Source organism: Streptomyces thermospinosisporus (assembly GCF_039526425.1).
GTDB lineage: Bacteria > Actinomycetota > Actinomycetes > Streptomycetales > Streptomycetaceae > Streptomyces > Streptomyces thermocarboxydovorans.
Genome location: NZ_BAAAIZ010000001.1, coordinates 73,259 through 96,148, shown reverse-complemented (window position 1 = coordinate 96,148; position 22,890 = coordinate 73,259). Strand labels below are relative to the sequence as shown.

Annotated in this window: 20 protein-coding genes and 1 pseudogene; 13 read left to right on the top strand and 8 right to left on the bottom strand. The window is 72.8% G+C overall.

Annotated elements, in window-relative coordinates:
* A partial coding sequence (locus ABD207_RS00415; RefSeq protein ID WP_344008995.1) for a thiamine pyrophosphate-dependent enzyme occupies positions 1 to 357 on the top strand: 357 nt, incomplete at its 5' end.
* Here ABD207_RS00415 and ABD207_RS00410 read toward each other — a convergent pair.
* Positions 272 to 934: an ATP-binding protein gene (locus ABD207_RS00410; RefSeq protein ID WP_344008993.1), complete on the bottom strand. Its 663-nt coding sequence runs from the start codon at positions 932 to 934 to the stop codon at positions 272 to 274. The genes ABD207_RS00415 and ABD207_RS00410 overlap by 86 nt on opposite strands.
* Positions 935 to 1,039: 105 nt before the next feature.
* Between ABD207_RS00410 and ABD207_RS00405 the strand changes: the two genes are divergently transcribed.
* Entirely contained in the window at positions 1,040 to 1,798 is a 759-nt protein-coding gene (locus ABD207_RS00405; RefSeq protein WP_344009027.1) for a GntR family transcriptional regulator, read from the top strand.
* 21 nt (positions 1,799 to 1,819) lie between these two features.
* Here the strand turns inward: ABD207_RS00405 and ABD207_RS00400 are convergent, their stop codons facing one another.
* Positions 1,820 to 2,530 (bottom strand): DUF4232 domain-containing protein, encoded by a 711-nt coding sequence (locus tag ABD207_RS00400; RefSeq protein WP_344008991.1) that lies wholly within the window; start codon positions 2,528 to 2,530, stop codon positions 1,820 to 1,822.
* A 202-nt stretch (positions 2,531 to 2,732) separates the two neighbouring features.
* Here ABD207_RS00400 and ABD207_RS00395 point away from each other — a divergent pair, with 202 nt between their 5' ends.
* From ABD207_RS00395 to ABD207_RS00365, 7 genes are all read left to right on the top strand, one after another.
* Positions 2,733 to 2,942, top strand: a complete 210-nt coding sequence (locus tag ABD207_RS00395; RefSeq protein ID WP_344008989.1) for a type II toxin-antitoxin system VapB family antitoxin — start codon at positions 2,733 to 2,735, stop codon at positions 2,940 to 2,942.
* A 258-nt stretch (positions 2,943 to 3,200) separates the two neighbouring features.
* Positions 3,201 to 4,565, top strand: a complete 1,365-nt coding sequence (locus tag ABD207_RS00390; RefSeq protein WP_344008987.1) for an MFS transporter — start codon at positions 3,201 to 3,203, stop codon at positions 4,563 to 4,565.
* Positions 4,566 to 4,669: 104 nt separating this feature from the next.
* Positions 4,670 to 5,008 (top strand): ArsR/SmtB family transcription factor, encoded by a 339-nt coding sequence (locus ABD207_RS00385; RefSeq protein ID WP_344008985.1) that lies wholly within the window; start codon positions 4,670 to 4,672, stop codon positions 5,006 to 5,008.
* Positions 5,009 to 5,013: 5 nt separating this feature from the next.
* The gene (locus ABD207_RS00380) at positions 5,014 to 5,544 is read left to right on the top strand and encodes an SRPBCC family protein (protein WP_344008983.1); all 531 of its coding nucleotides are present in this window, start codon (positions 5,014 to 5,016) and stop codon (positions 5,542 to 5,544) included.
* Positions 5,545 to 5,729: 185 nt separating this feature from the next.
* Positions 5,730 to 9,449: an ABC transporter ATP-binding protein gene (locus ABD207_RS00375; RefSeq protein WP_344008981.1), complete on the top strand. Its 3,720-nt coding sequence runs from the start codon at positions 5,730 to 5,732 to the stop codon at positions 9,447 to 9,449.
* Between the two features lie 373 nt (positions 9,450 to 9,822).
* A complete protein-coding gene (locus tag ABD207_RS00370) occupies positions 9,823 to 10,209 on the top strand; it encodes a hypothetical protein (RefSeq protein WP_344008979.1) in 387 nt (128 codons plus the stop codon).
* A 142-nt stretch (positions 10,210 to 10,351) separates the two neighbouring features.
* Positions 10,352 to 11,800, top strand: a complete 1,449-nt coding sequence (locus tag ABD207_RS00365) for a S28 family serine protease (protein WP_344008977.1) — start codon at positions 10,352 to 10,354, stop codon at positions 11,798 to 11,800.
* 21 nt (positions 11,801 to 11,821) lie between these two features.
* Here the strand turns inward: ABD207_RS00365 and ABD207_RS00360 are convergent, their stop codons facing one another.
* The 3 genes from ABD207_RS00360 to ABD207_RS00350 all read right to left on the bottom strand — a co-directional run bounded on the left by ABD207_RS00360 (position 11,822) and on the right by ABD207_RS00350 (position 15,815).
* Positions 11,822 to 12,460, bottom strand: coding sequence for a hypothetical protein (locus ABD207_RS00360; RefSeq protein WP_344008975.1), 639 nt, complete (start codon positions 12,458 to 12,460; stop codon positions 11,822 to 11,824).
* Between the two features lie 143 nt (positions 12,461 to 12,603).
* Positions 12,604 to 14,463: a glycoside hydrolase family 3 protein gene (locus ABD207_RS00355; protein ID WP_344008973.1), complete on the bottom strand. Its 1,860-nt coding sequence runs from the start codon at positions 14,461 to 14,463 to the stop codon at positions 12,604 to 12,606.
* 434 nt (positions 14,464 to 14,897) lie between these two features.
* Complete coding sequence (locus tag ABD207_RS00350) at positions 14,898 to 15,815, bottom strand: LysR family transcriptional regulator (RefSeq protein ID WP_344008971.1); 918 nt, start codon at positions 15,813 to 15,815, stop codon at positions 14,898 to 14,900.
* Positions 15,816 to 15,906: 91 nt separating this feature from the next.
* On the opposite strand from ABD207_RS00350, the gene ABD207_RS00345 reads away from it, so the two are divergent.
* Positions 15,907 to 16,830: an EamA family transporter gene (locus tag ABD207_RS00345; RefSeq protein WP_344008969.1), complete on the top strand. Its 924-nt coding sequence runs from the start codon at positions 15,907 to 15,909 to the stop codon at positions 16,828 to 16,830.
* 157 nt (positions 16,831 to 16,987) lie between these two features.
* Here ABD207_RS00345 and ABD207_RS00340 read toward each other — a convergent pair whose 3' ends face one another.
* From ABD207_RS00340 to ABD207_RS00330, 3 genes and pseudogenes are all read right to left on the bottom strand, one after another.
* Positions 16,988 to 17,788, bottom strand: coding sequence for a sugar phosphate isomerase/epimerase family protein (locus ABD207_RS00340; RefSeq protein WP_344008967.1), 801 nt, complete (start codon positions 17,786 to 17,788; stop codon positions 16,988 to 16,990).
* 42 nt (positions 17,789 to 17,830) lie between these two features.
* Positions 17,831 to 17,944, bottom strand: a pseudogene (locus ABD207_RS00335) (MarR family transcriptional regulator); the annotation flags it as partial.
* A 317-nt stretch (positions 17,945 to 18,261) separates the two neighbouring features.
* Positions 18,262 to 19,308, bottom strand: coding sequence for a LacI family DNA-binding transcriptional regulator (locus tag ABD207_RS00330; protein ID WP_344008965.1), 1,047 nt, complete (start codon positions 19,306 to 19,308; stop codon positions 18,262 to 18,264).
* A gap of 270 nt (positions 19,309 to 19,578) precedes the next feature.
* On the opposite strand from ABD207_RS00330, the gene ABD207_RS00325 reads away from it, so the two are divergent.
* From ABD207_RS00325 to ABD207_RS00315, 3 genes are read left to right on the top strand one after another with little or no spacing between them, the layout of a single operon-like run.
* Complete coding sequence (locus tag ABD207_RS00325) at positions 19,579 to 20,736, top strand: Gfo/Idh/MocA family protein (RefSeq protein WP_344008963.1); 1,158 nt, start codon at positions 19,579 to 19,581, stop codon at positions 20,734 to 20,736.
* A complete protein-coding gene (locus ABD207_RS00320; RefSeq protein ID WP_344008961.1) occupies positions 20,733 to 21,884 on the top strand; it encodes a dihydrodipicolinate synthase family protein in 1,152 nt (383 codons plus the stop codon). Before ABD207_RS00325 ends, ABD207_RS00320 begins: the two co-directional genes overlap by 4 nt.
* Positions 21,881 to 22,732, top strand: a complete 852-nt coding sequence (locus ABD207_RS00315; RefSeq protein ID WP_344008959.1) for a sugar phosphate isomerase/epimerase family protein — start codon at positions 21,881 to 21,883, stop codon at positions 22,730 to 22,732. The genes ABD207_RS00320 and ABD207_RS00315 overlap by 4 nt, the downstream gene beginning before the upstream one ends.
* The last annotated feature ends 158 nt before the right edge of the window (positions 22,733 to 22,890 follow it).

Sequence of the window (22,890 nt, the reverse complement as noted above, 5' to 3'; positions counted from 1 at the left end):
CCCGCCGACCCCACCCGCCCGGTCCTCGCCGTCTCCGGCGACGGCGGCGCCCTGTACTCCATCGCCGAGCTCGCCACCGCCCGCCAGTACGACCTCGACGTCACCTGGCTCATCGTCGACGACGGCGGCTACGGCATCCTCCGCGAGTACATGACCGACACCTTCGGCCAGGCGACGGCGACCGAACTGACCCGCCCCGACTACGCGGCCCTCGCCGAATCCTTCGGCGTCCCGGGCATCCGCACCACCCCCGAAACCCTGGAGCACGACCTCACCAAGGCCCTGTCAACCCCCGGCCCCTCCGTCGTCGTCCTCCCGGCGCTGCTGCGGATGTTCGCGCCCACGCATCTGGGGTGAGGGCAGCCGCCTGCACATCTGAGGTGGGAGCGCCTGGGACCTCCGGGGTGAGCTCGTCGGTTGTGGCGGCGGGGAGCTGAACCTCGGCCCAGACCGCCTTGCCGATCCCGTGCCGCCGCGGACACCAGCCCCAGCGCACGGCGAGGACGCCGACGATGCCGAGCCCTCTGCCCTCGGTGGAGTCGACCGGCACCGTTCTCGCCGTCGGCGGCCTGGTGTCCGCGTCGGCGACCTCCACCCGCAGCCGGCCCTCGTACAGGGCGATGCGCACACCGATCTGACGTCCGGGAGGAGTACGGGCATGCCGGACGGCATTGCTCGTCAGCTCCGGCAGCAGAAGCTCCGCCGTGTCGGCGGCGTCACCGTCGACCTGCCACTCGGCGAGCTGTGTTCGCAGCAACTCGCGCGCCCGGCCGGCGCTGCGCGGTCCGCTGGGCAACCGCCACTCGGACTCCCGGAGTTCCGGGCTCGTGGACTGCGGGGCTGAGGACTCGGTCGGCAAAGGGACCCTCCGGCGACTTGGCGTCACTTCTCTAGAGATGTAGTGAACTGACGACCCGCCGCCGCGGCAATACATCTCTAGAGAAGTGGCAGATACTGCCCGCTCCGTGCACCCGAGTTGTGGCGACAGAGGTCACTCCCGTGCCTAGGATGTCTAGAGATGATCAGAGGGGACGTCTGGATGAGCGGCCGGGAGACAGAGCGTCAGCCCAAGTACCTGCGCATCGCCGCCCAGTTGCGGGCGGCCGTCGAGGCCGGTGAGTACGGGCCCGGTGAGCGGCTGCCGGGTGAGAACGAGCTGATGGCCGAGCACAGCGTTGCGCGCATGACGGCCCGCCAGGCCCTGGGCGTCCTCCAGGCGGAGGGCATCGCGGAGGCACGCAAGGGCGCCGGTGTGTTCGTCAGGGACTTCAGGCCCATCCGGCGTCATGGCATCGAACGGCTCGCCCGTACCCGGTGGGGCGAGGGACGCACCGTCTGGTCGGCCGACCTCGGTGACCGCGAACTCGTCGTCGACACGGTCGAGGTGTCGCAGGAGGAGGCGCCCGCCGTCGTGGCCGCGGTCATGGACCTGGCCGAGGGCGCGGACGTCTGCGTGCGCCGCCGCCGCTTCGTGCTCGACGGCAAGCCTGTGCTGCTGTCGACCTCCTACCTTCCGGCCGACCTGGTGGCAGGCACGCCGGTCATGCAGCCGGACACCGGGCCCGGCGGCACCTACGCGCGTCTCGCGGAGCTGGGCCACGGCCCCGTCCGCTTCCGCGAGGAGATCCGCTCACGCATGCCCACGCGCGACGAGGCCGAGCGGCTGGCCCTGCCGACGGGAGTACCGGCCGTGCTGATCGTCCGCACGGCCTTCGACGCCGACGGCAGGGTCGTCGAGGTGAACGACATGGTTCTCGACTCGGCCGCGTACGTTCTGGAGTACCAGTTCGAGGCCTGAGTCACCCGGCGTCCGCGGATCTCACCGCGACATGATGAAGTCCAGCGCGGCGCCGGAGGCGGTGGTCCAGTAGGTCACCAGCTGGCCGTCGTCCGCGTACAGGGGCTTCGCGGGGAGCGGCACGTCGACCGGCTTGCCGATGGCGGTGCCCTGCTTCGGGCCCTGGAGGGTGAGGCCGAGCGACTCCGCCTCGTACTCGTCCCTGCCGCCGCCGCTCACCAGCAGCGCCGCGTACGCCTCCGCGCCCCGGGCGAGGGTGACCGGCTTGCCCGGGTCCGGGGCGCTGTCCTCGATCACCGGAACCGTGCTCTGGGCGTCGGCGCCCAGCCGCAGATGCGGGTAGCGGTGCAGGTTGCACCGCGTGTCGCCGGTGTTCTGCACGGTGACGAGCAGATGCCGGGCCTCCTTGCTGTCCGCGGGTTCCTGGACGGCGGAGACGGCAAGGTGCTCCGGCGTGCAGTCGGGGACCTTCCGGTCCGCCGCGCCCTGGCTCCCGGTCGCGCCGTCCGGCTTCCCCGCGCCCTGGTCTGCGCCCGCACCGTCCGTCTTCGCCGCGCCTGGCTCACCGGACTTCGCCGCGGACGTGGCCGGCTCGGGCCCGCCCGCGCCATCGGCGGAGCCCGGCTGGCAGGCCGTGGTGGTGAGCAGGGCGGCGAGCACCCCGGCGGCGAGCGCGCAGGCCCTCCGCCCGGTGGTGCGGTGCGTACGTGTCCTGCGAGCAGTGATGTTCATGGTCTTCCCCCGTGGTCGGCCACGTGCCGATGTCCCGCGGAAGTCTGCTCGGCACACCCCGCAGGCAGACGTGCCGCCACGCGGTTGTTGCTGATCCAGTACAGAACACGGGAGAAGTACTGCGGGCGGAAGCCCGGTGCGGGCGTGCCACCGACGGCATATGGTCCCCCCCGGACGCCACGCGGCACAGGAGGACATGTAGATGGCGCAGCTGCATGTGGAGGTCGACGACGAGGCCCTGCGCGAGGCGGCGGAGATTCTGGGCACGAAGACCGAGCAGGCCACGGTCAACGCGGCCCTGCTGGCGGTCGCCGAGCGGCGCCGCAGGCTGAGAGCGCTGGAGGAGTTGGCGGGCATGGGCGAGCTCGGCGACTTCGACGTGCAGCTGGACAAGAAGAACTACCGCCGGTGAGGTGACCCGTCTGTCCACCCGGTGGGTGGCGCCTGCCGGGGCGCTGTAGCGGAGGGAACCGTTCCTCCGTCGGGTGCATCTCGGGGCTCGTGGGAGATGGTGCAGCGGGCAAGGAGATCGCGGGGCGGGAGCCGGCCGGGGCCGGGCGGCGGGTGCTGGCGGCGGCTGCGCTGGGGAGCGCGCCGATGGAGGTGCTCGACTTCCTGCTGCCGCTGTGGGCCGGGTCCGAGCTGAAGGCGGGGGGCCTCCGTCATCGGTGTGCTGATCGCCGCCGAGGCGGTGCTGTCGCTGGTGTTCCGGCCGGTCGCCGGCGAGCTGTCCGACCGGCTCGACCCGCGCCGGGTGGCCGCGGCCGGGGCCGCGCTGTACGCGCTGTCGTTCGCCGGGTACGCGCTCGCGGACGGGCTGCCGCTCGCCTTCGTCGCCGCCGCGGTCGGCGGTGCCGGCGGGGCGCTGTTCTGGGTCGCCCTCGACACCTTCACCGGCCGCCGAGCCGCAGGCAACGGCACCGCCGCCTACGGCGAGCTGCTCACCGCATCCGGCAAGGGTGCCTTCCTCGGCTACGCGGTGGCGTTCACCGTGCTGGAGAACGCCGGGTACCGGCCGCTGTTCTGGGCCGGGTGCGGTGCGTGCGCGGTCGCCGCGGTGCTGCTGGCGAGGGACCAGGGGGAGGGAGTCCAAGCGGGCGCGCCTTCCTCCGAGACGTCCGAGGGTGACGGCTCGCAGCGGCGGTTGCTGCCGCTCATGGGGATCGCCGCCGTCACCGCCGGTGCGGAGGCCGGGCTGTGGATGCTTCTGCTGCTGCGGCTCCAGGAGGAGTACGGGCTGACGCCGATGGAGACGGGCCTGGTCTTCGCGCCCGGGTTCATCGTCTTCATCCTGCTCCCCGCGCATGCGCACCGGGTCACCGACCGGGTCGGCCGCAGCTGGACCATGGGCGTCTCCTTCGCGGCCTCGGCGCTGTTCGCGGGCGGGCTTGCGGTGATGTCCGGCACGCTGCAGGTGGCGCTGCTGTGGGCGCTGGCCGCGGCCTGTTTCGCCGCCCAGATCCCGGTGGAGCAGGCCACCGTCGCCGAGGCGGCGGGTGAGCGGGTCGGCAGGGCCATGGGCCGCTACGAGAGCGCTCGGCTGGTGGGCATCCTGGTGGGCCCGCCGCTGTTCGGCCTGGTCTTCGAGTCGCAGGGCTGGGCCGCGGCCTGTCTGACCTCGGCGGCGATCTCCCTGATGGCCGCCGCGGCCGCGCCGGGGGCGATCAAGGCGCTGGGACTGCCGGAGAGGCCCCAGCGGCAGGAGGCGCGGCTGGCGCAGTCGGGGTCCGCCGGCGGGGCGAAGGCACCAGTGTCCGCCGACGAGGAGAAGGCGCCGGTGGTGTCCGCGGCCGAGCGGGCCCGTACCGAGCGCCGGGAGTGGCTTGTGCACACCGTCGTGTTCATCACCGCCCAGCTGGTGCTCTGGGTGCTGGACTCCTCCTGGCTGGCGTACCGGCTGCAGGGCGAGGCCGTGCCGGAGGAGCACGAGGGCGGCCTGATGTGGGTCGGCCAGATCTGGCTGCCGATCTGGATCGTCGACACCCTCTGGTCGTGGTCGTACACCGTGTTCCCGCGGCAGGGGTCCCGCTCGTAGTCCCATACCGACCGCTACCGCTTGCAGTCCCGTTCGAGCCACCGCGTCCCTTGGAGCTCGTACATTCCTTGACAGGAATATAACTGCAGAGGAATATGGGAGCCATGTCCGACGCCGCCCTCTGGGCCGCCCTCGCCGACGCGCACCGGCGGGCCATCGTGGCGCTGCTCCTCGCCGGCCCCAGGACCGTGGGGGAGATAGCCGAGGAGTGCGGCCTCAGCCAGCCCAGCGCTTCCAAGCACCTCAAGGTGCTGCGCGAGGCGGGCCTGGTCCGCGTCCGGCAGCAGGCGCAGCGCCGGGTGCACACCCTCGACCCCGCCCCGATGGCCGCCCTGGACGCCTGGCTGGCGCCGTACCGGAAGCTGTGGGGCGAGAGCCTCGACGCGCTGGGCCGCCGCCTGGACGAGCAGCCGGACACCACCGAACCGACCCCGAAGGACTGATCGCCATGGCCGCCGAGCCCACCGGCACCTTCCTCACCCTGGACGACGGCCGCCCCGCCGTCCGCTTCGTCCGCGCCTACGACCACCCCGTCGACCGGGTCTGGCGCTTCGTCACCGACGCCGACGAACTGGTCCACTGGTTCCCCTCGCGCGCCGAGATCGACCTGCGCCCCGGCGGCACCGTCGCCTTCAGCGGTGACCCCGCCATGGAGGACTCCACCGGCCGGGTGATCGCCGTCGACCCGCCCCGCCACCTCTCCTTCACCTGGGGCGAGGACGAGATCCACTTCGACCTGGAGGAGCTGGGTGAGAAGCGCACCCGCTTCACCCTCACCAATGTGCTGGGCGCCGAGAACACCGCCGCCCGCAACAGCGCCGGCTGGGACGTGTGCCTGTCCGCACTGGATGCCTGGGCCCGCGGCGAGCGCTTCGAGGGGGCGCACGCCGGCCCCACGGAGCTGGGCAGGGAGCTGTACGAGGCGTACGTGGCGGCCGGGGTGCCCTCGGGGGCGCCGATCCCCGGCGCGGACGGCTGAGGTCCCCGGCTCGGAGCCGGGATCCCCGGCGCGGACGGCTGAGGCACCCTGCTCGGAGCCGGTTTGTTACGGCGGGATGAAATCCGCTCCTGATCGCGTTGGTGCCTTCCGGTAGATCAGGCAGAGCGGCGGAGATCACGGGTCCTCGCAGATCACGGATCGACGCCGATCACGGAGGGCACCGGGTGGACGCGCAACGGGGATGGGCACGGCGGCTGGCGGGATACGCCTGGCGGTATCCCAAGGACGTCGTCCTCGCCCTCGGCTCCTCCCTCGCCGGCATGGCGGTGATGGCGCTGGTCCCGCTGATCACCAAGGTGATCATCGACGACGTCATCGGTGACCACACCCGCGCGATGATGCCCTGGGCCGGCGCCCTGATCGGCGCCGCGCTGCTGGTCTACGTCCTCACCTACATCCGCCGCTACTACGGCGGCCGGCTCGCCCTGGACGTGCAGCACGATCTGCGCACCGACATGTACCGGGCGATCACCCGGCTGGACGGGCGCCGTCAGGACGAGCTGTCCACGGGGCAGGTCGTCGGGCGGGCCACCAGCGACCTCCAGCTGATCCAGGGCCTGCTGTTCATGCTGCCGATGACCATCGGCAACATCCTGCTGTTCCTGATCTCGCTGGGCATCATGGCCTCGCTGTCGCTGCCCCTCACCCTGGTCGCGCTGGCCGTCGCACCCGCCCTGTGGTGGATCGCCAAGCGCAGCCGCACCCGGCTGCACCCCTCCACCTGGTACGCCCAGGCGCAGGCCGCCGCCGTCGCCGGAGTGGTCGACGGCGCCGTCAGCGGCGTCCGCGTGGTCAAGGGCTTCGGGCAGGAGGAGCAGGAGACCGGCAAGCTGCGTGAGGTCGGGCGGCGGCTGTACGCGGGGCGGATGCGCACCATCCGCCTGAACAGCAAGTACACCCCGGCCCTCCAGGCGGTCCCCGCCCTCGGCCAGGTGGGCATGCTCGCCCTCGGCGGCTGGCTCGCGGTGCGCGGTCACATCACGCTCGGCACCTTCGTCGCCTTCTCCACCTACCTGGCCCAGCTGGTCGGCCCGGTGCGGATGCTCGCCGTGGTGCTCACCGTGGGCCAGCAGGCCCGCGCGGGCACCGAACGCGTCCTGGAGCTGATCGACACCGAGCCCTCGCTCACCGACGGCACCAAGGAGCTTCCCGCCGACGCGCCCGCCACGGTCGAGTTCGACGACGTCTCCTTCGGCTACGACCCCGAGCACCCGGTCCTGGACGGCCTCTCCTTCGAGATCCGCCCCGGCGAGACCCTCGCCGTGGTCGGCTCCTCCGGCTCCGGCAAGTCCACCGTCTCCCTGCTGCTGCCGCGCTTCTACGACGTCACCGGCGGCGCGGTCCTGGTCGGCGGCCACGATGTGCGCGAGCTGACCACCGAGTCGCTGCGCGCCGCGATCGGCCTGGTCCCGGAGGACTCGTTCCTGTTCTCCGACACCGTGCGCAACAACATCGCCTACGGCCGCCCGGACGCCACCGAGGAGCAGATCAGGGCCGCCGCCCGCGCCGCCCAGGCGGACCGGTTCATCGCCGAGCTGCCCGACGGCTACGACACCACGGTCGGCGAGCACGGGCTGACCCTCTCCGGCGGCCAGCGCCAGCGCATCGCACTCGCCCGCGCCATCCTCACCGACCCGCGCCTGCTGGTCCTGGACGACGCGACCTCCGCGGTGGACGCGCGGGTCGAGCACGAGATCCACGAGGCGCTGAGGGAAGTCATGCGGGGCCGCACCACCCTGCTGATCGCCCACCGCCGCTCCACCCTCAACCTCGCCGACCGCATCGCCGTCCTGGACTCCGGCCGGCTCGCCGACATCGGCACCCACGAGGAGCTCCAGCGGCGCTCACCCCTGTACCGGCGGCTGCTCACCGACCCCGATGAGCTGGGCGCCGTCTCCCCGGGCCACACCCCGCCCGCGGAGCCCAGCGAGGAGGACACCTCCGTCCGCGAGGAGCTGGACGCCGAGTTCGACGCCGAGCGCGGAGTCACCCCCCGGCTGTGGACGGGTGACCGCGAACCCAAGGACACCGCCCTGTCCGGCTCCCCGGCCACCCCCGAACTGCTCGCCCAGGTGGAGGCCCTGCCCCCGGCCACCGATGTGCCCGACGTCGACGAGGAGCGCGCCGTCCAGCCGGAGGACTCCTACGGCCTGCGCCGCCTGCTCAAGGGCTTCGGCCTCGCCCTGCTGGTCAGCCTCGCCCTGGTCGCCGTCGACGCCGGGATGGGCCTGCTGCTGCCGGTGCTGATCCGGCACGGCATCGACTCCGGTGTCACCCAGGCGTCCCTCGGCGCGGTGTGGGCGGCCTCCCTGCTGGCGCTGCTCACCGTGGCGGCCCAGTGGGCGGCGCAGATCGGCGAGACCCGGATGACCGGACGCACGGGTGAGCGCGTGCTGTACGCGCTGCGCCTGAAGATCTTCGCCCAGCTCCAGCGGCTCGGCCTGGACTACTACGAGCGCGAGCTGACCGGCCGGATCATGACCCGGATGACCACCGACGTCGACGCCCTGTCGACGTTCCTGCAGACCGGTCTGGTCACGGCGTTCGTCTCGGTGGTCACCTTCTTCGGCATCATGGCCGCCCTGCTGGTGATCGATGTGCAGCTGGCCCTGGTCGTGTTCGCCACGCTGCCCCCGCTGATCGTCGCCACCTACTTCTTCCGCCGGGCCAGCGTGAAGGCCTACGAACTGGCCCGCGAGCGGATCTCGGTGGTCAACGCCGATCTGCAGGAGTCGGTGTCCGGGCTGCGGATCGTGCAGGCCTTCCGGCGCGAGCGGGAGGGCCGGAAGCGGTTCACCGAGCGCAGCCTGGCCTACCGCAGCGCCCGCATCCGCGGCCAGTGGCTGATATCCGTCTACTTCCCGTTCGTGCAGTTCCTGTCGTCCATCGCCGCGGCCGCCGTCCTGGTGGTGGGCGGCGCCCGGGTCGACGACGGCACGCTGACCACGGGCGCGCTGGTGGCGTACCTGCTCTACATCGACCTGTTCTTCGCCCCCGTGCAGCAGCTGTCCCAGGTCTTCGACGGCTACCAGCAGGCGACCGTCTCCCTGGGCCGCATCCAGCAGCTGCTGCGGGAGCCGACCTCCACCGAGTCCCCTGAGAAGCCGCTCCCGGTGCCCGCGCTGCGCGGCGAGATCGCCTTCGAGGGCGTCCATTTCACCTACGGCGGCACCGATGAGCAGGAGGCCGCCCTGCGCGGCATCGACCTGCGCATCCCCGCCGGGCAGACCGTGGCGTTCGTCGGCGAGACCGGCGCCGGGAAGTCGACGCTGGTGAAGCTGGTCGCCCGGTTCTACGACCCGACCGCGGGCCGGGTCACCGTCGACGGCACCGATCTGAGGGACCTCGACCTCACCGCCTACCGGCACCGGCTCGGCGTGGTCCCGCAGGAGGCTTACCTGTTCCCCGGCACCGTCCGCGACGCCATCGCCTACGGCCGCCCGGACGCCACCGACGCCGAGGTCGAGGCGGCGGCCCGCGCGGTCGGCGCGCACGAGATGATCGCCACCCTGGAGGGCGGTTATCTGCACGAGGTCGCCGAGCGCGGACGCAACCTCTCCGCGGGCCAGCGCCAGCTGATCGCCCTGGCCCGCGCCGAACTGGTCGACCCCGACATCCTGCTGCTCGACGAGGCCACCGCCGCCCTGGACCTGGCCACCGAGGCCCAGGTCAACCAGGCCACCGACCGGCTGGCCGGCCGCCGCACCACCCTGGTCGTCGCCCACCGGCTGACCACGGCCGCCCGCGCGGACCGGGTGATCGTCATGGACGCCGGCCGCGTCGCCGAGGACGGCACCCATGACGAACTGCTGCAACGCGGCGGCAAGTACGCCGAGTTGTGGCGGACGTTCGTCGGGGAGGACACCGCGGCGGTGCTGTCCTAGGGGTGTCCGCAACGTCGCGTCGTCCGCCCGGAGGGCGGGCTCCGCGGCGTCCGGTGCGTGCTCTGGGGGTCCCCCCGGCCGAAGGCTGGGGGAGTGCCGGGCGGACACCCGCGTACTGGTGGTACTCGGGTGTCCGCCCGGTGCGGCGAGTGGGGGTACCCCCTCTGGGGGAGCGTGCAGGGCGTCGCGGAGCAGGCGGGACTTTGCGACACCCCCTGGCGGCGCGGACGGTGCTGTCGCGGCGGCCGGGGCGAGGCCGTCGTGACGGTGCGGACGGTGCCGTCGTGGCGCTCGCGCAACCGTTCGCCCCGCGTCAAGCGTCCGTAAAGCCGTACGCGGTTGGACATGTCGGGTGCATTCGGGGAGGACGACTGTGGGCAGTGGAGCGATACACCGGCGACTGGTGTTCCCCCTGGCCGTCCTGACCGCCTCCGGGCTGCTCGCCCTCGCCGCTCCCACCGAGGCGCACGCCGCCGCCCCCTGCCCCGGACGCAAGGTGCGCACCCTGCCGTTCTCCACCGGCTCCGTCGTCGTCTACAAGCGCGGCGGCTATGTCTGCGCCGTCACCCACGCCAAGAAGCCCGGCGCCAAGCGGTGGATGTCGGTGAGCGTCCGGGCGCGCGGCGGCCGCGCGGTCGTCGACAGGGGCCGCTACCAGCGCCACGCCGGCCCGGTCACCGTGCACGCGGGGCGGCGCTGCGTCTGGGTGAAGGGCTCGGTCAGCCGGGACTCGGTCAGCTCCGGCTGGATCCTCTGCTGAATTCTCCGCGGATCCCTCGGGCCAATTCCCTGCGGGTCCCTCAAGTCCCTTTCCGCGCACAGGGTTTTCCCTATGTCCCCTGGTGCTGCCGGGAGCCGTTCCGCTAGCTTCCGGCGCACATATGTCTCACAGGGGAGTGCGCATGCGCAAGGCGCTCAGATGGCTGCTGGCGCTCACGGTGCTCATAGGCACCATGAGCTCGGCGGGCGCGGCCACCGCCGCCGAGCCGGAGGCCACCGGCACCACCGACAGCAGCACCACCGACATCAAGGAACGGCTGCTCGCCATACCCGGCATGAGCCTGGTCGAGGAGAAGCCGTACACCGGTTACCGCTTCTTCGTCCTCAACTACACCCAGCCGGTCGACCACCGCCGCCCCTCCAAGGGCACGTTCCAGCAGCGGATCACCGTGCTGCACAAGGACGTCAGCCGGCCGACCGTCTTCTACACCAGCGGCTACAACGTCTCCACCACGCCCCGCCGCAGCGAGCCGGCCCAGATCGTGGACGGCAACCAGGTCTCCATGGAGTACCGCTTCTTCACCCCGTCCCGGCCCGCGCCGGCCGACTGGTCCAAGCTGGACGTCTGGCAGGCCGCCAGCGACCAGCACCGCATCTTCAAGGCGCTGAAGACGGTCTACTCCAAGAAGTGGATCGCCACCGGCGGCTCCAAGGGCGGCATGACCGCCACCTACTACGAGCGCTTCTACCCGCGCGACATGGACGGCGTGGTCGCCTACGTCGCCCCCAACGACGTGGTGAACAAGGAGGACTCGGCCTACGACCGCTTCTTCGCCAAGGTCGGCACCAAGGAGTGCCGCGACCGGCTGAACGGCGTGCAGCGCGAGGCGCTGGTCCGCCGCGAGGCGCTGAAGAAGAAGTACCAGGCCTACGCCGAGGAGAACGGCTACACCTTCAACACCACCGGCAGCCTGGACCGCGCCTTCGAGGCCGTCGTCCTCGACTACGTGTGGGGCTTCTGGCAGTACAGCACCCTGGACGACTGCGACAGCATCCCGGCGAACGCCGAGAAGGCGACCGACGACGAGATCTGGTCCTCCGTCGACTCGATCTCCGGCTTCTCCTTCTACACCGACCAGGGCCTCGAGCCGTACACGCCGTACTACTACCAGGCCGGCACCCAGCTGGGCGCGCCGACCATCCACTTCCCGCACATCGAGAAGAAGTACCTGCGCTACGGCTACCTGCCGCCGCGCTACTTCGTGCCCCGCTCGATCCCGATGAAGTTCCAGCCGTCGGCCATGCGGGACGTGGACTCCTGGGTCCGCCACAACGCCCGTCACATGCTGTTCGTGTACGGGGAGAACGACCCGTGGGGCGCCGAGCCGTTCCGCCTCGGACACGGCGCGCGCGACTCCTACGTGCTCACCGCGCCCGGCATGAACCACGGCGCCAATGTGGCCGGCCTTGTCCCGAAGGAGAAGGCGCTCGCCACCGCCCGCATCCTCGACTGGGCCGATGTCACCCCGGCCGCGGTGCAGGAGGACCCGGCGGCGGCCAAGCCGCTGGCGAAGTTCGACGCCAAGCTGGACAAGCGCGGCGTGGAGCAGGAGCGCACCCTGCGCCCGTGACAACCGATGAGTCGGGCGGGGTCAGACCGGGCGGGCGCAGCCCACCGGTCGCTCCCCGCCGAGGCGGACGTACAGGGCCGTGGACGCCGGGCACTCGGACCGGGCGTCCACGGCCTTCGTCACCTTGAAGTCCGGGGCGTGCTTGCCGTCGCCGTCGCAGGCGGTCTCGCGCACCATGCCGTCGTCCAGGCGGTAGACGCAGTCGCCGACGATGGTGCGCGGCCCGCCCCCGCCGCCCGGGTCCCCGGGGTGCGGCGGCTGGAGATTGCGCATACAGGCGTAGCCACGCGGCACCGCCCCGTCGCCGTCCTCGTCGGAGGAGGGGCGCTGTTCGCTGATGTGCAGCACGAAGTCGGTGGTGCCCGGGCAGGGCGGCCCGGACTTCATGGTCCCGCCGTGCCGGGCCACCACCCGGGCCGCGGCACGCTCACTGGTGCACGGCACCTCGGTGAAGCTGGTACGGCCGAACGAACTGCACTCGTCGACCCCGAGGAACACCGCCCCGTAGCCGGACGGCCGGGCGGTGGCCGGCGAGGCCGAGGCCCGCTCGCCAAGGCGGCCGTCCTTGCCCGCGTCCCCGCCGCCCGGCGCGCTCTGGCAGCCCGTCAGTGCGATCACCAGCGCGCAGAGCGCCGCGCCCACCGAACTTCTCACTTGCATCGCATTCCCCCCGACACCCCCGTCCAGCGTGACCCGTCAGAACGAGCCACGCCAGACATACGGGGTGGTTTGCGCACCTTAAGGGTGGTGCGCCGGGTGTGCGACGTACGCCACCTACGCCGGAATGGGTAGGCGGGCCGGTGTCACCGGTAGCGCAGCCCGTGCCCGACGGGGAACAGCACCTGGTCCGGATCGTCCGCCCGCTGCACCGGCACCGGCAGCTTCCCGCGCGGATCCGCCTTGCCGGCGATGACCCGGGCCGCCGCCCGCAGCTCCACATCGGTCCAGGAGTACGCCGCCAGATAGGCCGGGACGTCCGTCAGATGCGCCACGTCGTACGGGTTGCGGATGGCGACGGCCACGACCGGCTTCCCGGTGGCGAGGAGCCGCTCGACGAGGGTCCGCTGGCTGCTGGTCGCCGAGACGTTGTACGTCCCGACGATCACCGCGTCCGCCTCCTGCGCCGCCGCGACCGCCTGCGCGATGACCGCCGCCGAGGGCGCCGTACCGGTGGACAGGGCGGTTGCGGTGAAGCCCAGTTCGGTCAGCGCGCCCGCGAGCACCCCGGTGGGCGGCCCCGTGGTGCCGGACGGCGAGGCCGGGTCGGCGCCGACGACCAGCAGCTTCTTGTGCCTGCGCCGGGACAGCGGGAGGAGGCCGTTCTCGTTGACCAGGAGGGTGGTCGTCCGCTCCGCGATCCGGTCGGCGGAGGCGAGGTGGGCGCGGGTGCCGACGTGGCGGTCCACGTCCGCGTGCGAGACGTAGGGGTCCTTGAACAGCCCGAGCCTGGCCTTCAGCCGCAGGATGCGGAGGATCGATTCGTCGAGCCGGGCCTCGGTGAGCTCGCCGTCCTGCACCGCCTTGAGCACGGCGTTCCAGGCCACCTCCAGGGACGGCGGGTTGAGCAGCTGGTCCACGCCCGCCTTCAGCGCCAGCACCGGCACCCGGTCGTCGCCGTACTTGGTCCGCACGCCCTTCATGCCGAGCGAGTCGGTGACCACCACGCCGTCGTAGCCCAATTCCTCGCGCAGGATGCCGGTCATGATCGGGCGGGACAGCGTGGCCGGGTCCTCACTGGGGTCGAGGGCCGGCACCACGATGTGCGCCGTCATGATCGAGTCGATGCCCGCGGCGACCGCGGCCCGGAACGGCGGGGCGTCCAGCTCCTCCCACTGCTCACGGGTGTGGTGGATGTACGGCAGCTCGTTGTGGCTGTCGTCCTTGGTGTCGCCGTGCCCCGGGAAGTGCTTGGCCGTGGCGGCCACGTCGGACGACTGGTAGCCCTTGACCTCCGCGGCGACCAGATCCCCGACCGTCTCCGGCACGGAGCCGAAGGAGCGCACGCCGATGACAGGGTTGGCCGGATTGACGTTGACGTCGGCCACCGGGGAGTAGTTCTGCCGGATGCCCAGGGCGCGCAGCTCCCGCCCCGCGATCCGCCCCAGTGTCCGCGCGTCGGAGCGCGATCCGCCGGCCCCGATCGCCATGGCGCCCGGGAAGAGCGTGGCGGGCTCGCCCACCCGGGCGACGATCCCGTGCTCCTGGTCGGTGGAGATGAGCACCGGCAGCCCGCGCGGCAGACCGAGGGACGCCTTCTGGATGCCGTTGGACAGATCGGCGATCTGGTGCGGCTCGCGGGTGTTGTGCGCCCAGGCGAAGTAGATGATGCCGCCCACCCGGTACTTGGCGAGCAGTTCGGCGGCGTTGCGGACGCCGATCTCCTTGAGGTTGGCGTCGACGTCGGCCTGGTCGGGGTCGGTGGCGGAGTGGCCGTAGACCCGCATCACGAACAGCTGGCCGACCTTCTCCTCCAGGGTCATCCGGGAGATGAGGCGGCGCAGCGCGGCGTCGTGGCGGCTGCCGGGGCCGCCCGCCGCGGCGTGGACGGTGCCGCCGGCGGCCAGGGCGGTGGTGACGCCCGCCGTGGCGGCGAGGACGGTGCGTCTGGACGGACGTGCGGTGTTTCCCGTGCTTCCCGTGCTTCCCGTGCTGCTGTCTGGCACGTGCACTCCTTCCGGAGAGGGTCCGGGCGGTCCGGAGATGGTCCGGGCGATCCTTTGAAGGAAACTGCCAAGAGGTCACCAATATCCGGGAAGTTTCTGCCAGTCAAGGGAATGCGCAGCAACGAAGAGAGGGGCCGCCATCGGCGCAGAGGAGGGGGCGCACCGATGGCGGCGGGCCGCCGGCCGTGGGGCGGCGGAGAGGGTGGGTCAGCGATCGCAGCCAGCAGCGAAGCCGACACCGCACCACGGAGACTCGTCCGGCAGCTCGCGGGTTGGACGGACGGGTGCGGGGGCGGGTTCCCGCCGGGCGGGCACATTCCGGAAGTCGGGAGGAGGGTGACGGGGGAGACGGGTGAGGCGGGGTACGGAGGCTGAACGCGCCGCCCGTGGCGCCTGGCTGACGAACCGTCCGGAATCGGCACCCGGACGACCCCTCAGTGCTCCGTCCGCGAGGAGACCTTCGGCCAGTGGGCGACGAGGGTGCGGACGGCCTCCGCGATGGCCGGGCGGCGGGCCGCCCCGGCGCGCCACATGGCGTAGAGGCGGCGCACCGGCATGGGGTCGAGCGGCACCTCCACCACACCCTCGGGCAGCGGGCCGCGGCCCAGCCGGGGGATCAGGGCGATGCCCAGCCCCGCGGCCACCAGGGCGACCAGGGTGGGGTTCTCGTCGGCCTGGTGGACGATCTCCGGCGTGTGCCCGACCGCGCGCAGGGTGCGCACCAGCCACTCGTGGCAGATCCGCCCCGGCGGCTGGCAGATCCACCGCTCACCGCCCAGCTCCTCGCGCCGCACCGCCGTCCGTCCGGCGAAGGGATGCTTCTCGGGCACCAGCAGATCGCACAGGTCCTCCCCGATGACCGCCTGCTCCACCCCCGGGGGTGGCGGCACCGGCGCGATGTCCCAGTCGTGCGTCACCACCAGATCGACCGCGCCCTTGGCCACCAGGTCCACGGACAGATGGGGGTCGATCTCGCTCAGCCGGGCGTCGAGGCCGGGATGGCGGTCGGCCAGGTCGGCCAGCACCGACGGCATCAGCCCGCGCGCCGCCGAGGGGAACGCGGCGATGGTCAGCCGCCCGGCCGGCATTCCGCGCCGCCGCTCCAGCTCGGTCTCGGCCCGCTCCACGATCGCCAGCAACTCCTGCGCCGCCGCGACCAGCTGATGCGCCTCGTCGGTGAGCCGCACGCCCCGGCCCTGCCGTTCCAGCAGCACCGTCCTGGTCTCCCGCTCCAGCTTGGCGATCTGTTGGGACACCGCCGAGGAGGTGTATCCGAGCGCGGCGGCGGCCGCGCCGACGGTGCCGTGGACGGAGACGGCGTGCAGGGCGCGCAGCCGCTGGAGGTCGAGCATGGCCCCTCCCTCATTTCGTTAGCGATGCTTCATCCAACCATGCAGAAACAGTCGCTGGTGCTGAACGATGGCGAGCGGCGATCCTCGAGGCATGCGCCCCTTCCACATCCTGCTCGCCGTGCTGGTCGCCGCCGTCTGGGGAGTGAACTTCACCGTCATCGAGATCGGCCTCGACCACTTCCCGCCGCTGTTCTTCTCCGCGCTGCGCTTCCTCGCCGCCGCCCTCCCGGCCGTGTTCCTGGTCGGCCGCCCGAAGGTGGCGTGGAAGTGGATCGTGGCCGTGGGACTGGTGCTGGGCGTCGCCAAGTTCGGCCTGCTGTTCGTCGGCATGGGGGCGGGGATGCCGGCCGGGCTGTCCTCGCTGGTGCTGCAGATCCAGGCGGTGTTCACCGCCCTGTTCGCCATTGTCTTCCTCGGCGAACGCCCCACCCCGCTCCGGCTCCTTGGCATGGTGGTGGCGCTGGCCGGCATCGGCGTCGCCGCCGTCGAGGAGGGCGCATCCGGCCCCCTCACCGCCTTCGCCCTGGTGGTCGCGGCGGCGGCCTGCTGGGGCGCCTCCAATGTGCTGACCCGCAAGGCCGCACCGCCGGACGCGCTCAACTTCATGGTCTGGGTGAGCACCATTCCCGTCCTGCCCCTGCTGGCGCTGTCCGTCGCCGTGGAGGGCCGGTCCGCGGACCTGGCGGCGCTGCGCGCGCTGGACTGGCAGGGCGCGGGCACCGTCCTCTACGTCGCCTGGGTGACCACCGTCTTCGGCTTCGGCGTCTGGGGCTGGCTGCTGCACCGCCACCCCGCCTCGGCGGTCGCCCCGTTCTCGCTGCTCGTCCCGGTCTTCGGGATGTCCTCGGCCGCCCTGTTCCTGGGCGAGCCGATGACCGGCCTGCGCTGGATCGCGGCGGCCCTGCTGGCCGGCGGCGTGGCGCTCGCCTCCCTCACCCCGCCGCGCCGCGGGAGGACCACTCCGGTGGCGAAGTCCCGGCCGAGGACGGCCCGGGGCGTCACCTCGTGCCGCTGAGCACGGGCTCGCGCACGAACCCGGGCGGTGATGCCGCTCGCGCGGGTGCGGCCCACGGGGTGCGGTCCGTGTGGGTGCGGCCCAGGGGGGTGCGGTCCGCGCGGGTGCGGCCAGCGCGAGGGGGCAGCGCGGGGTGCGGTCCGCGGGGCCTTGTCCGTCACGCCGAGTCGTTGAGCAGCCGCCCCAGATGCTCCCGCCCGGGGCCGAGCAGCTCCGGCAGCTCGGGGGCATCCGGATACCAGCGCTTCTCGTACTCCCAGCACAGCCAGCCGTCCCAGTTGTGCCGGGAGAGGACCTCCACGCACTCGGTCAGCGGCAGGGTCCCGGCGCCGAGCGGGACCGGGGTCGTGTCCTCGGCCGAGGAGATGTCCTTGACCTGCACATACCCCAGGTGCGGGGAGAGCGCCGCGAAGCTCTCCGAGGGCTGCTCACCGCCCAGCCAGGTGTGCATCACGTCCCACACGACGCCCACCTGACGGTGCCCGACCAGACCGAGGATCCGCATCGCGTCCGCGCCGGTGCGGTGCGAGTCGTGGGTCTCCAGCAGGATCCGTACGCCGAGGTCGGCGGCGTACTCGGCGGCCCGGCCCAGCCGGCGCGCGGCCACCGCGTCCGCCTCCTCCGGGCTCTGCTTCTCGGTGCCGCCCGGGAAGACCCTGACATAGGGGGCGCCCAGGTCGCGGGCCAGCTCCAGCAGGTGCCGCACCTCGGTGATGACGATGTCGTCCTCGCAGGGCGCCGCGACCTTGGCGTAACCGCCGAGGCTGAGGATCTCGACGCCGGCCGCTTTGAACTCCGCGGCGACATCGGCCCGTTCGGCCGTGCTGAGGCCCGAGTGCACGGGCTCCTCCGGATGGGCGCGCAGTTCGATGCCGTGGTAGCCGTGCGCGGTCGCGAGGCGCAGCACATCGGACACGGGCAGGCCGGGGACGCCGAGGGTGGAGAACGCCAGCTTCATACGGGGACCCTACCCGCGACCCCGCGGTACGGCTCCCCCTCGTCACCCCGGTGTCGCACGCAGATCCAGCCGCCAGTCCTGGCCGACCAGGTCCTTGCCGAAGGAGCGGTGCGGCTTCTCGTCGACCAGGGTGAAGCCGTGCCGCTGGTAGATGCGGCTGTTCAGGATCCGGCTCAGATACCCCGCGTCCAGCCCCAGCTCCCCCTGCGGATCCGCTGTCGCCCTCCGCCAAACCGCGGGCCTTCGTGCCGCCTGGGGCGGCACGGGTGGGCGCGGGCGGCACCCCGTCAGCGCCGCGCTGCGCACCCCACCCCCGGGGGCGCCCAACCAGCCCGCACGATCGACCCGCCCACCCCCGGAGGGTTACCGCGGCACCCCGCCGGCGCCGGGCTGCGCACCCCACCCCCGGGCGCGCCCAACCGGCCCGCACGATCGACCCACCCACCCCGGGCAACCCCCACCAACCCGCACGATCAACCCCGCGGCACTCCGGAGGACCCCCGCACCATCAACTCCCCCCGCACCAAAGCAATCCCCCCAGGTGGCGCCTCCTCCCTCCCCATGGCGATCCGCCCGGCCCGAGCCCCCGCCTCCGCCAACGGCACCCGCACCGTCGTCAGCGCCGGCACCGCATCCACACTGAACGGCAGATCATCGAACCCCGCCACCGACACATCCCCCGGAATCGCCAGCCCCGAGTCCCGCATTGCCGCACACACCCCCAGCGCCACCGAGTCGTTCGCCGCCACCACCGCCGTCAGCGACGCATCCCTGCGCAGCAGCTCCAGCGCCGCCTCGTACCCGGACTGCCGGTCGTACCGCCCGTGCACCACCCACCGCGGATCCGCCTCCACCCCGTGCGCCGCCAGCCCCGCCCGGTGCCCCTCCAGCCGGTGCCGCGTCGTCGTCTGCCCCTCCGGCCCGGCGATGTACCCGATCCTCCGGTGCCCCAGCCCGATCAGATGCTCCGTCAGCTCCTGCGCACCCCCGCGGTTGTCGAAGGCCAGCGCGACCGCCCCGGTGTCCGGCGCCGGCGGCCGCCCGCACAGCACCACCCGCGTCCCCGCCTCCGTCAGCTTCCGCAGCCTCGCGTCCATCGCCGCCCGGTGCGCCGCGTCCTCGACGACCCCGCCGGTCAGCACCACCGCCGCCGCCCGCTGCCGCTGCAGCAGCGTGAGATACGTCAGTTCGCGCTCCGGTGACCCGCCCGTGTTGCACACGACCGCCAGCCGCTCCCCGCCCGCGCGCCCGCCCGGCCCGCCGATCTCGGACTGGATCGCGCTCGCCATGATCCCGAAGAAGGGGTCGGCGATGTCGTTCACCAGGATCCCCACCAGGTCCGAGGTCGCCGCGGCCAGCGCGCTGGCGGGCCCGTTCAGTACGTAGTCCAGCTCGTCCACGGCCTTCAGCACCCGCTCCCGCGTGGACGCCGCCACCGGATAGTTGCCGTTGAGCACGCGCGACACCGTCGCGGGCGAGACCTGGGCCCGGGCCGCCACGTCCGCAAGGGTCACCGTCATGTCGTGTCCTCCGCCTCGCGCGTTCCACCGTTCGGACCACGTTGCGACCAGACCTTAAGGCCACGCGCCGCGTTGTTCGCCCCCTCGAACGACATGGGCTTGCATTGGTCTTGTCCACACCCCGCACCGGCACTAGCTTGCCCAGAGCAGCCAGAGCAGAAAGCGCTTGCTGCCAGATGCCACCCCCGTCCACCACCGCCCGCCACCACCGGAGGCCGCGCAGCACGGTCCGGCACGGCACGGCGCCCGACCGCACACGAAGGGACCCATGTGACCCGCAGAACGGTGCGTATCGCCATGAACGGTGTGACCGGACGGATGGGCCACCGCCAGCATCTCGTCCGCTCGATCCTGGCCCTGCGCGAGCAGGGCGGACTCGCCCTCGACGACGGCACGGTGCTGTGGCCCGAACCCGTCCTCGTCGGCCGCCGCGCCCACGCGCTGGAGCAACTCGCCGACCTCCACGGCCTGGACCGGCGGAACATCTCCACCGACCTCGACGCCGTCCTCGCCGACGAGAGCACCGACATCTACTTCGACGCCCAGATCACCTCCGCCCGCGAGGAGGCCGTGCGCAGGGCGATCGCCGCCGGCAAGCACGTCTACACCGAGAAGCCCGTCGCCACCACCCTCGACGGCGCCCTGGACCTCGCCCGCCTCGCCAGCGCGGCCGGCGTCCGGCACGGCGTCGTGCAGGACAAGCTCTACCTGCCCGGCCTGCTCAAGCTGAGGCGGCTCGTCGAGGCCGGCTTCTTCGGCCGCATCCTGTCCGTGCGCGGCGAGTTCGGCTACTGGGTCTTCGAGGGCGACTGGCAGCCCGCCCAGCGCCCGTCCTGGAACTACCGTGCCGAGGACGGCGGCGGCATCGTCACCGACATGTTCCCGCACTGGGAGTACGTGCTGCACGAGCTGTTCGGCCGCGTCACCTCCGTCCAGGCCCTCACCGCCACCCACGTCCCCCGCCGCTGGGACGAGAACGGGGGGCCCTACGACGCCACCGCCGACGACGCCGCCTACGGCGTCTTCGAGCTGGCGGGCGGCATCGTCGCCCAGATCAACTCCTCCTGGGCGGTCCGCGTCCACCGCGACGAGCTGGTCGAGTTCCAGGTCGACGGCACCGAGGGCTCCGCGGTCGCGGGCCTGCGCCGCTGCCGCGTCCAGCACCGGTCCGTCACCCCCAGGCCCGTCTGGAACCCCGACGTCCCGGCCACCGAGTCCTTTCGCGACCAGTGGCAGGAGGTCCCGGACAACCAGGAGTTCGGCAACGCCTTCAAGGCCCAGTGGGAGGAGTTCCTCCGCCACGTCCACACCGGCGCCCCCTACCCCCGGGACCTGCTGGCAGGCGCCCGCGGAGTGCAGCTCGCCGAGCTGGGCCTGAGGTCGTCCGCCGAGGGCCGCCGCCTCGACGTACCGGAGCTGACCCTGTGACGATCCGACTGCCCGGCGCCGACGGCCGCCTGCGCCTCTACGAGCCCCGCCGCGAGCCCCTGGCCGTCCGCCCCGGTGCCCCTCCCGTCTCCCGTACGGTCTTCGCCGCCGCCCATGTCGTCGCCGACCCGTACGCGGACCTGTCGCCCGGCGCGCCCGCCGCCGTCGACTGGGACGCCACCCTCGCCTTCCGCCGCCACCTGTGGTCCCACGGGCTCGGAGTCGCCGAGGCCATGGACACCGCCCAGCGCGGCATGGGCCTGGACTGGGCGGGCGCCGCCGAGCTGATCCGCCGGTCGGCGGCGGAGGCGAAGGCGGTGGGCGGCCGGATCGCCTGCGGCGCGGGTACCGACCAGATCACCCGCGGAACCCTCGACGGGATCCGCGCCGCCTACGAGGAACAGCTCGCCGTCGTCGAGGAATCGGGCGCCCAGCCCGTCCTGATGGCCTCCCGTGCCCTGGCCGAGGCCGCCCGGGGACCCGAGGACTACCTGGAGCTCTACGGCCACCTGCTGCGCCAGTCCGCGCGGCCGGTGATCCTGCACTGGCTGGGCCCGATGTTCGACCCGGCGCTGGCGGGCTACTGGGGCTCGCCCGACCTGGACACGGCGGCCGGCGCTTTCCTGGAGCTCATCGCCGCCCACCCCGGCAAGGTCGACGGCGTCAAGGTCTCCCTTCTGCACGCCGGACGCGAGATCGCCCTGCGCCGCCGCCTGCCCCCGGGCGTGCGCTGCTACACCGGCGACGACTTCCACTACCCCGAGCTGATCGCCGGCGACGACCACGGCTTCAGCCACGCCCTGCTGGGCGTCTTCGACCCGCTCGGCCCGCTGGCCGCCGAGGCGGTACGCCTGCTGGACACCGGGGACACCGAGGGCTTCCGCGCCCTCCTCGACCCCACCGTGGACCTGGCCCGCCACCTCTTCTCGGCCCCGACCCGCTACTACAAGACCGGCGTGGTGTTCCTCGCCTGGCTCGCCGGTCACCAGTCGCACTTCACCCTGCTCGGCGGCCTCCAGTCGGCCCGTTCCCTGCCGCACCTGGCCCGCGCCTACGAACTGGCCGACCGCCTCGGCCTGTTCCCCGACCCGCAGCTGGCCGAGACGCGGATGAAGACCCTGCTCACCCTGTACGGAGTGACCCCATGAGCGAGCCGCCCGAGCTGCCCAATGCGCTGGAGCGCTTCTCCGTCAACCAGATGACGGTCCGCCAGCTGTCCCTGCCCGAGCTCGTCGACGCCTGCCGCGAGCTGGGCGTGGCCGGCGTCGGCCTCTGGCGGGAACCGGTCCGGGCGTACGGGGTCGAGGCGGCGGCGAAGCTGGTGCGCGACGCCGGCCTGACGGTGACGACGCTGTGCCGGGGCGGCTTCCTGACCGCGACCGACCCGGCCGAGCGGGCCGCCGCACTCGCCGGCAACCGCCGTGCCGTCGACGAGGCCGCCACGCTGGGCACGGACGTCCTGGTCCTGGTCTGCGGCGGGCTCCCGGCCGGCTCCAGGGACCTGCACGGCGCCCGGGAACGCATCGCCGACGCCCTCGCCGAGCTGGGCCCCTACGCCGAACGGCACGGGGTGCGGCTGGCCGTCGAGCCGCTGCACCCGATGTTCGCCGCGGACCGCTGTGTGGTCTCCACCCTGGCCCAGGCCCTCGACCTCGCCGAACGCTTCCCGGCACGTCAGGTCGGCGTGGCCGTGGACACGTATCACGTCTGGTGGGACGACCGGGCCCCGGACCAGATCGCCCGGGCGGGCGCGGCGGGCCGCATCCACGCCTTCCAGCTCGCCGACTGGACCACTCCGCTGCCGGAGGGCGCCCTGGAGGGCCGCGGCCAGCTCGGCGACGGCGCGATCGACCTGCGCGCCTGGCGGGCCCGCGTGGAGGCGGCCGGCTACACCGGCCCGATCGAGGTGGAGCTCTTCAACTCCGCCCTGTGGGCCCGCGACGGCCGCGAGGTCCTCGCCGAGACCGTCCGCCGCTTCACGGAGCACGCGGTCTAGCGGCCGTCGGGCGCCCGTCCAGAAGGCTCGGAATTTTCTCGAATGGACCGTGCAACCTTCTCCGGACCCCGCGGGTCGTACTTGATGTCAGAACTTCTGAGGGGGGACCGGGGGGGACTCGGGGGGTTCTGACGGGGGGAGGAACCGAGGGGCCCGGT

Excerpts from the sequence above, each read along its gene's own strand:
- ABD207_RS00410 (WP_344008993.1), bottom strand. The coding sequence starts at position 934 with ATGTATTGCCGCGGCGGCGGGTCGTCAGTTCACTACATCTCTAGAGAA.
- ABD207_RS00405 (WP_344009027.1), top strand. The coding sequence starts at position 1,040 with ATGAGCGGCCGGGAGACAGAGCGTCAGCCCAAGTACCTGCGCATCGCC.
- ABD207_RS00400 (WP_344008991.1), bottom strand. The coding sequence starts at position 2,530 with ATGAACATCACTGCTCGCAGGACACGTACGCACCGCACCACCGGGCGG.
- ABD207_RS00395 (WP_344008989.1), top strand. The coding sequence starts at position 2,733 with ATGGCGCAGCTGCATGTGGAGGTCGACGACGAGGCCCTGCGCGAGGCG.
- ABD207_RS00385 (WP_344008985.1), top strand. The coding sequence starts at position 4,670 with ATGTCCGACGCCGCCCTCTGGGCCGCCCTCGCCGACGCGCACCGGCGG.
- ABD207_RS00380 (WP_344008983.1), top strand. The coding sequence starts at position 5,014 with ATGGCCGCCGAGCCCACCGGCACCTTCCTCACCCTGGACGACGGCCGC.
- ABD207_RS00365 (WP_344008977.1), top strand. The coding sequence starts at position 10,352 with ATGCGCAAGGCGCTCAGATGGCTGCTGGCGCTCACGGTGCTCATAGGC.
- ABD207_RS00360 (WP_344008975.1), bottom strand. The coding sequence starts at position 12,460 with ATGCAAGTGAGAAGTTCGGTGGGCGCGGCGCTCTGCGCGCTGGTGATC.
- ABD207_RS00350 (WP_344008971.1), bottom strand. The coding sequence starts at position 15,815 with ATGCTCGACCTCCAGCGGCTGCGCGCCCTGCACGCCGTCTCCGTCCAC.
- ABD207_RS00345 (WP_344008969.1), top strand. The coding sequence starts at position 15,907 with ATGCGCCCCTTCCACATCCTGCTCGCCGTGCTGGTCGCCGCCGTCTGG.
- ABD207_RS00340 (WP_344008967.1), bottom strand. The coding sequence starts at position 17,788 with ATGAAGCTGGCGTTCTCCACCCTCGGCGTCCCCGGCCTGCCCGTGTCC.
- ABD207_RS00330 (WP_344008965.1), bottom strand. The coding sequence starts at position 19,308 with ATGACGGTGACCCTTGCGGACGTGGCGGCCCGGGCCCAGGTCTCGCCC.
- ABD207_RS00315 (WP_344008959.1), top strand. The coding sequence starts at position 21,881 with ATGAGCGAGCCGCCCGAGCTGCCCAATGCGCTGGAGCGCTTCTCCGTC.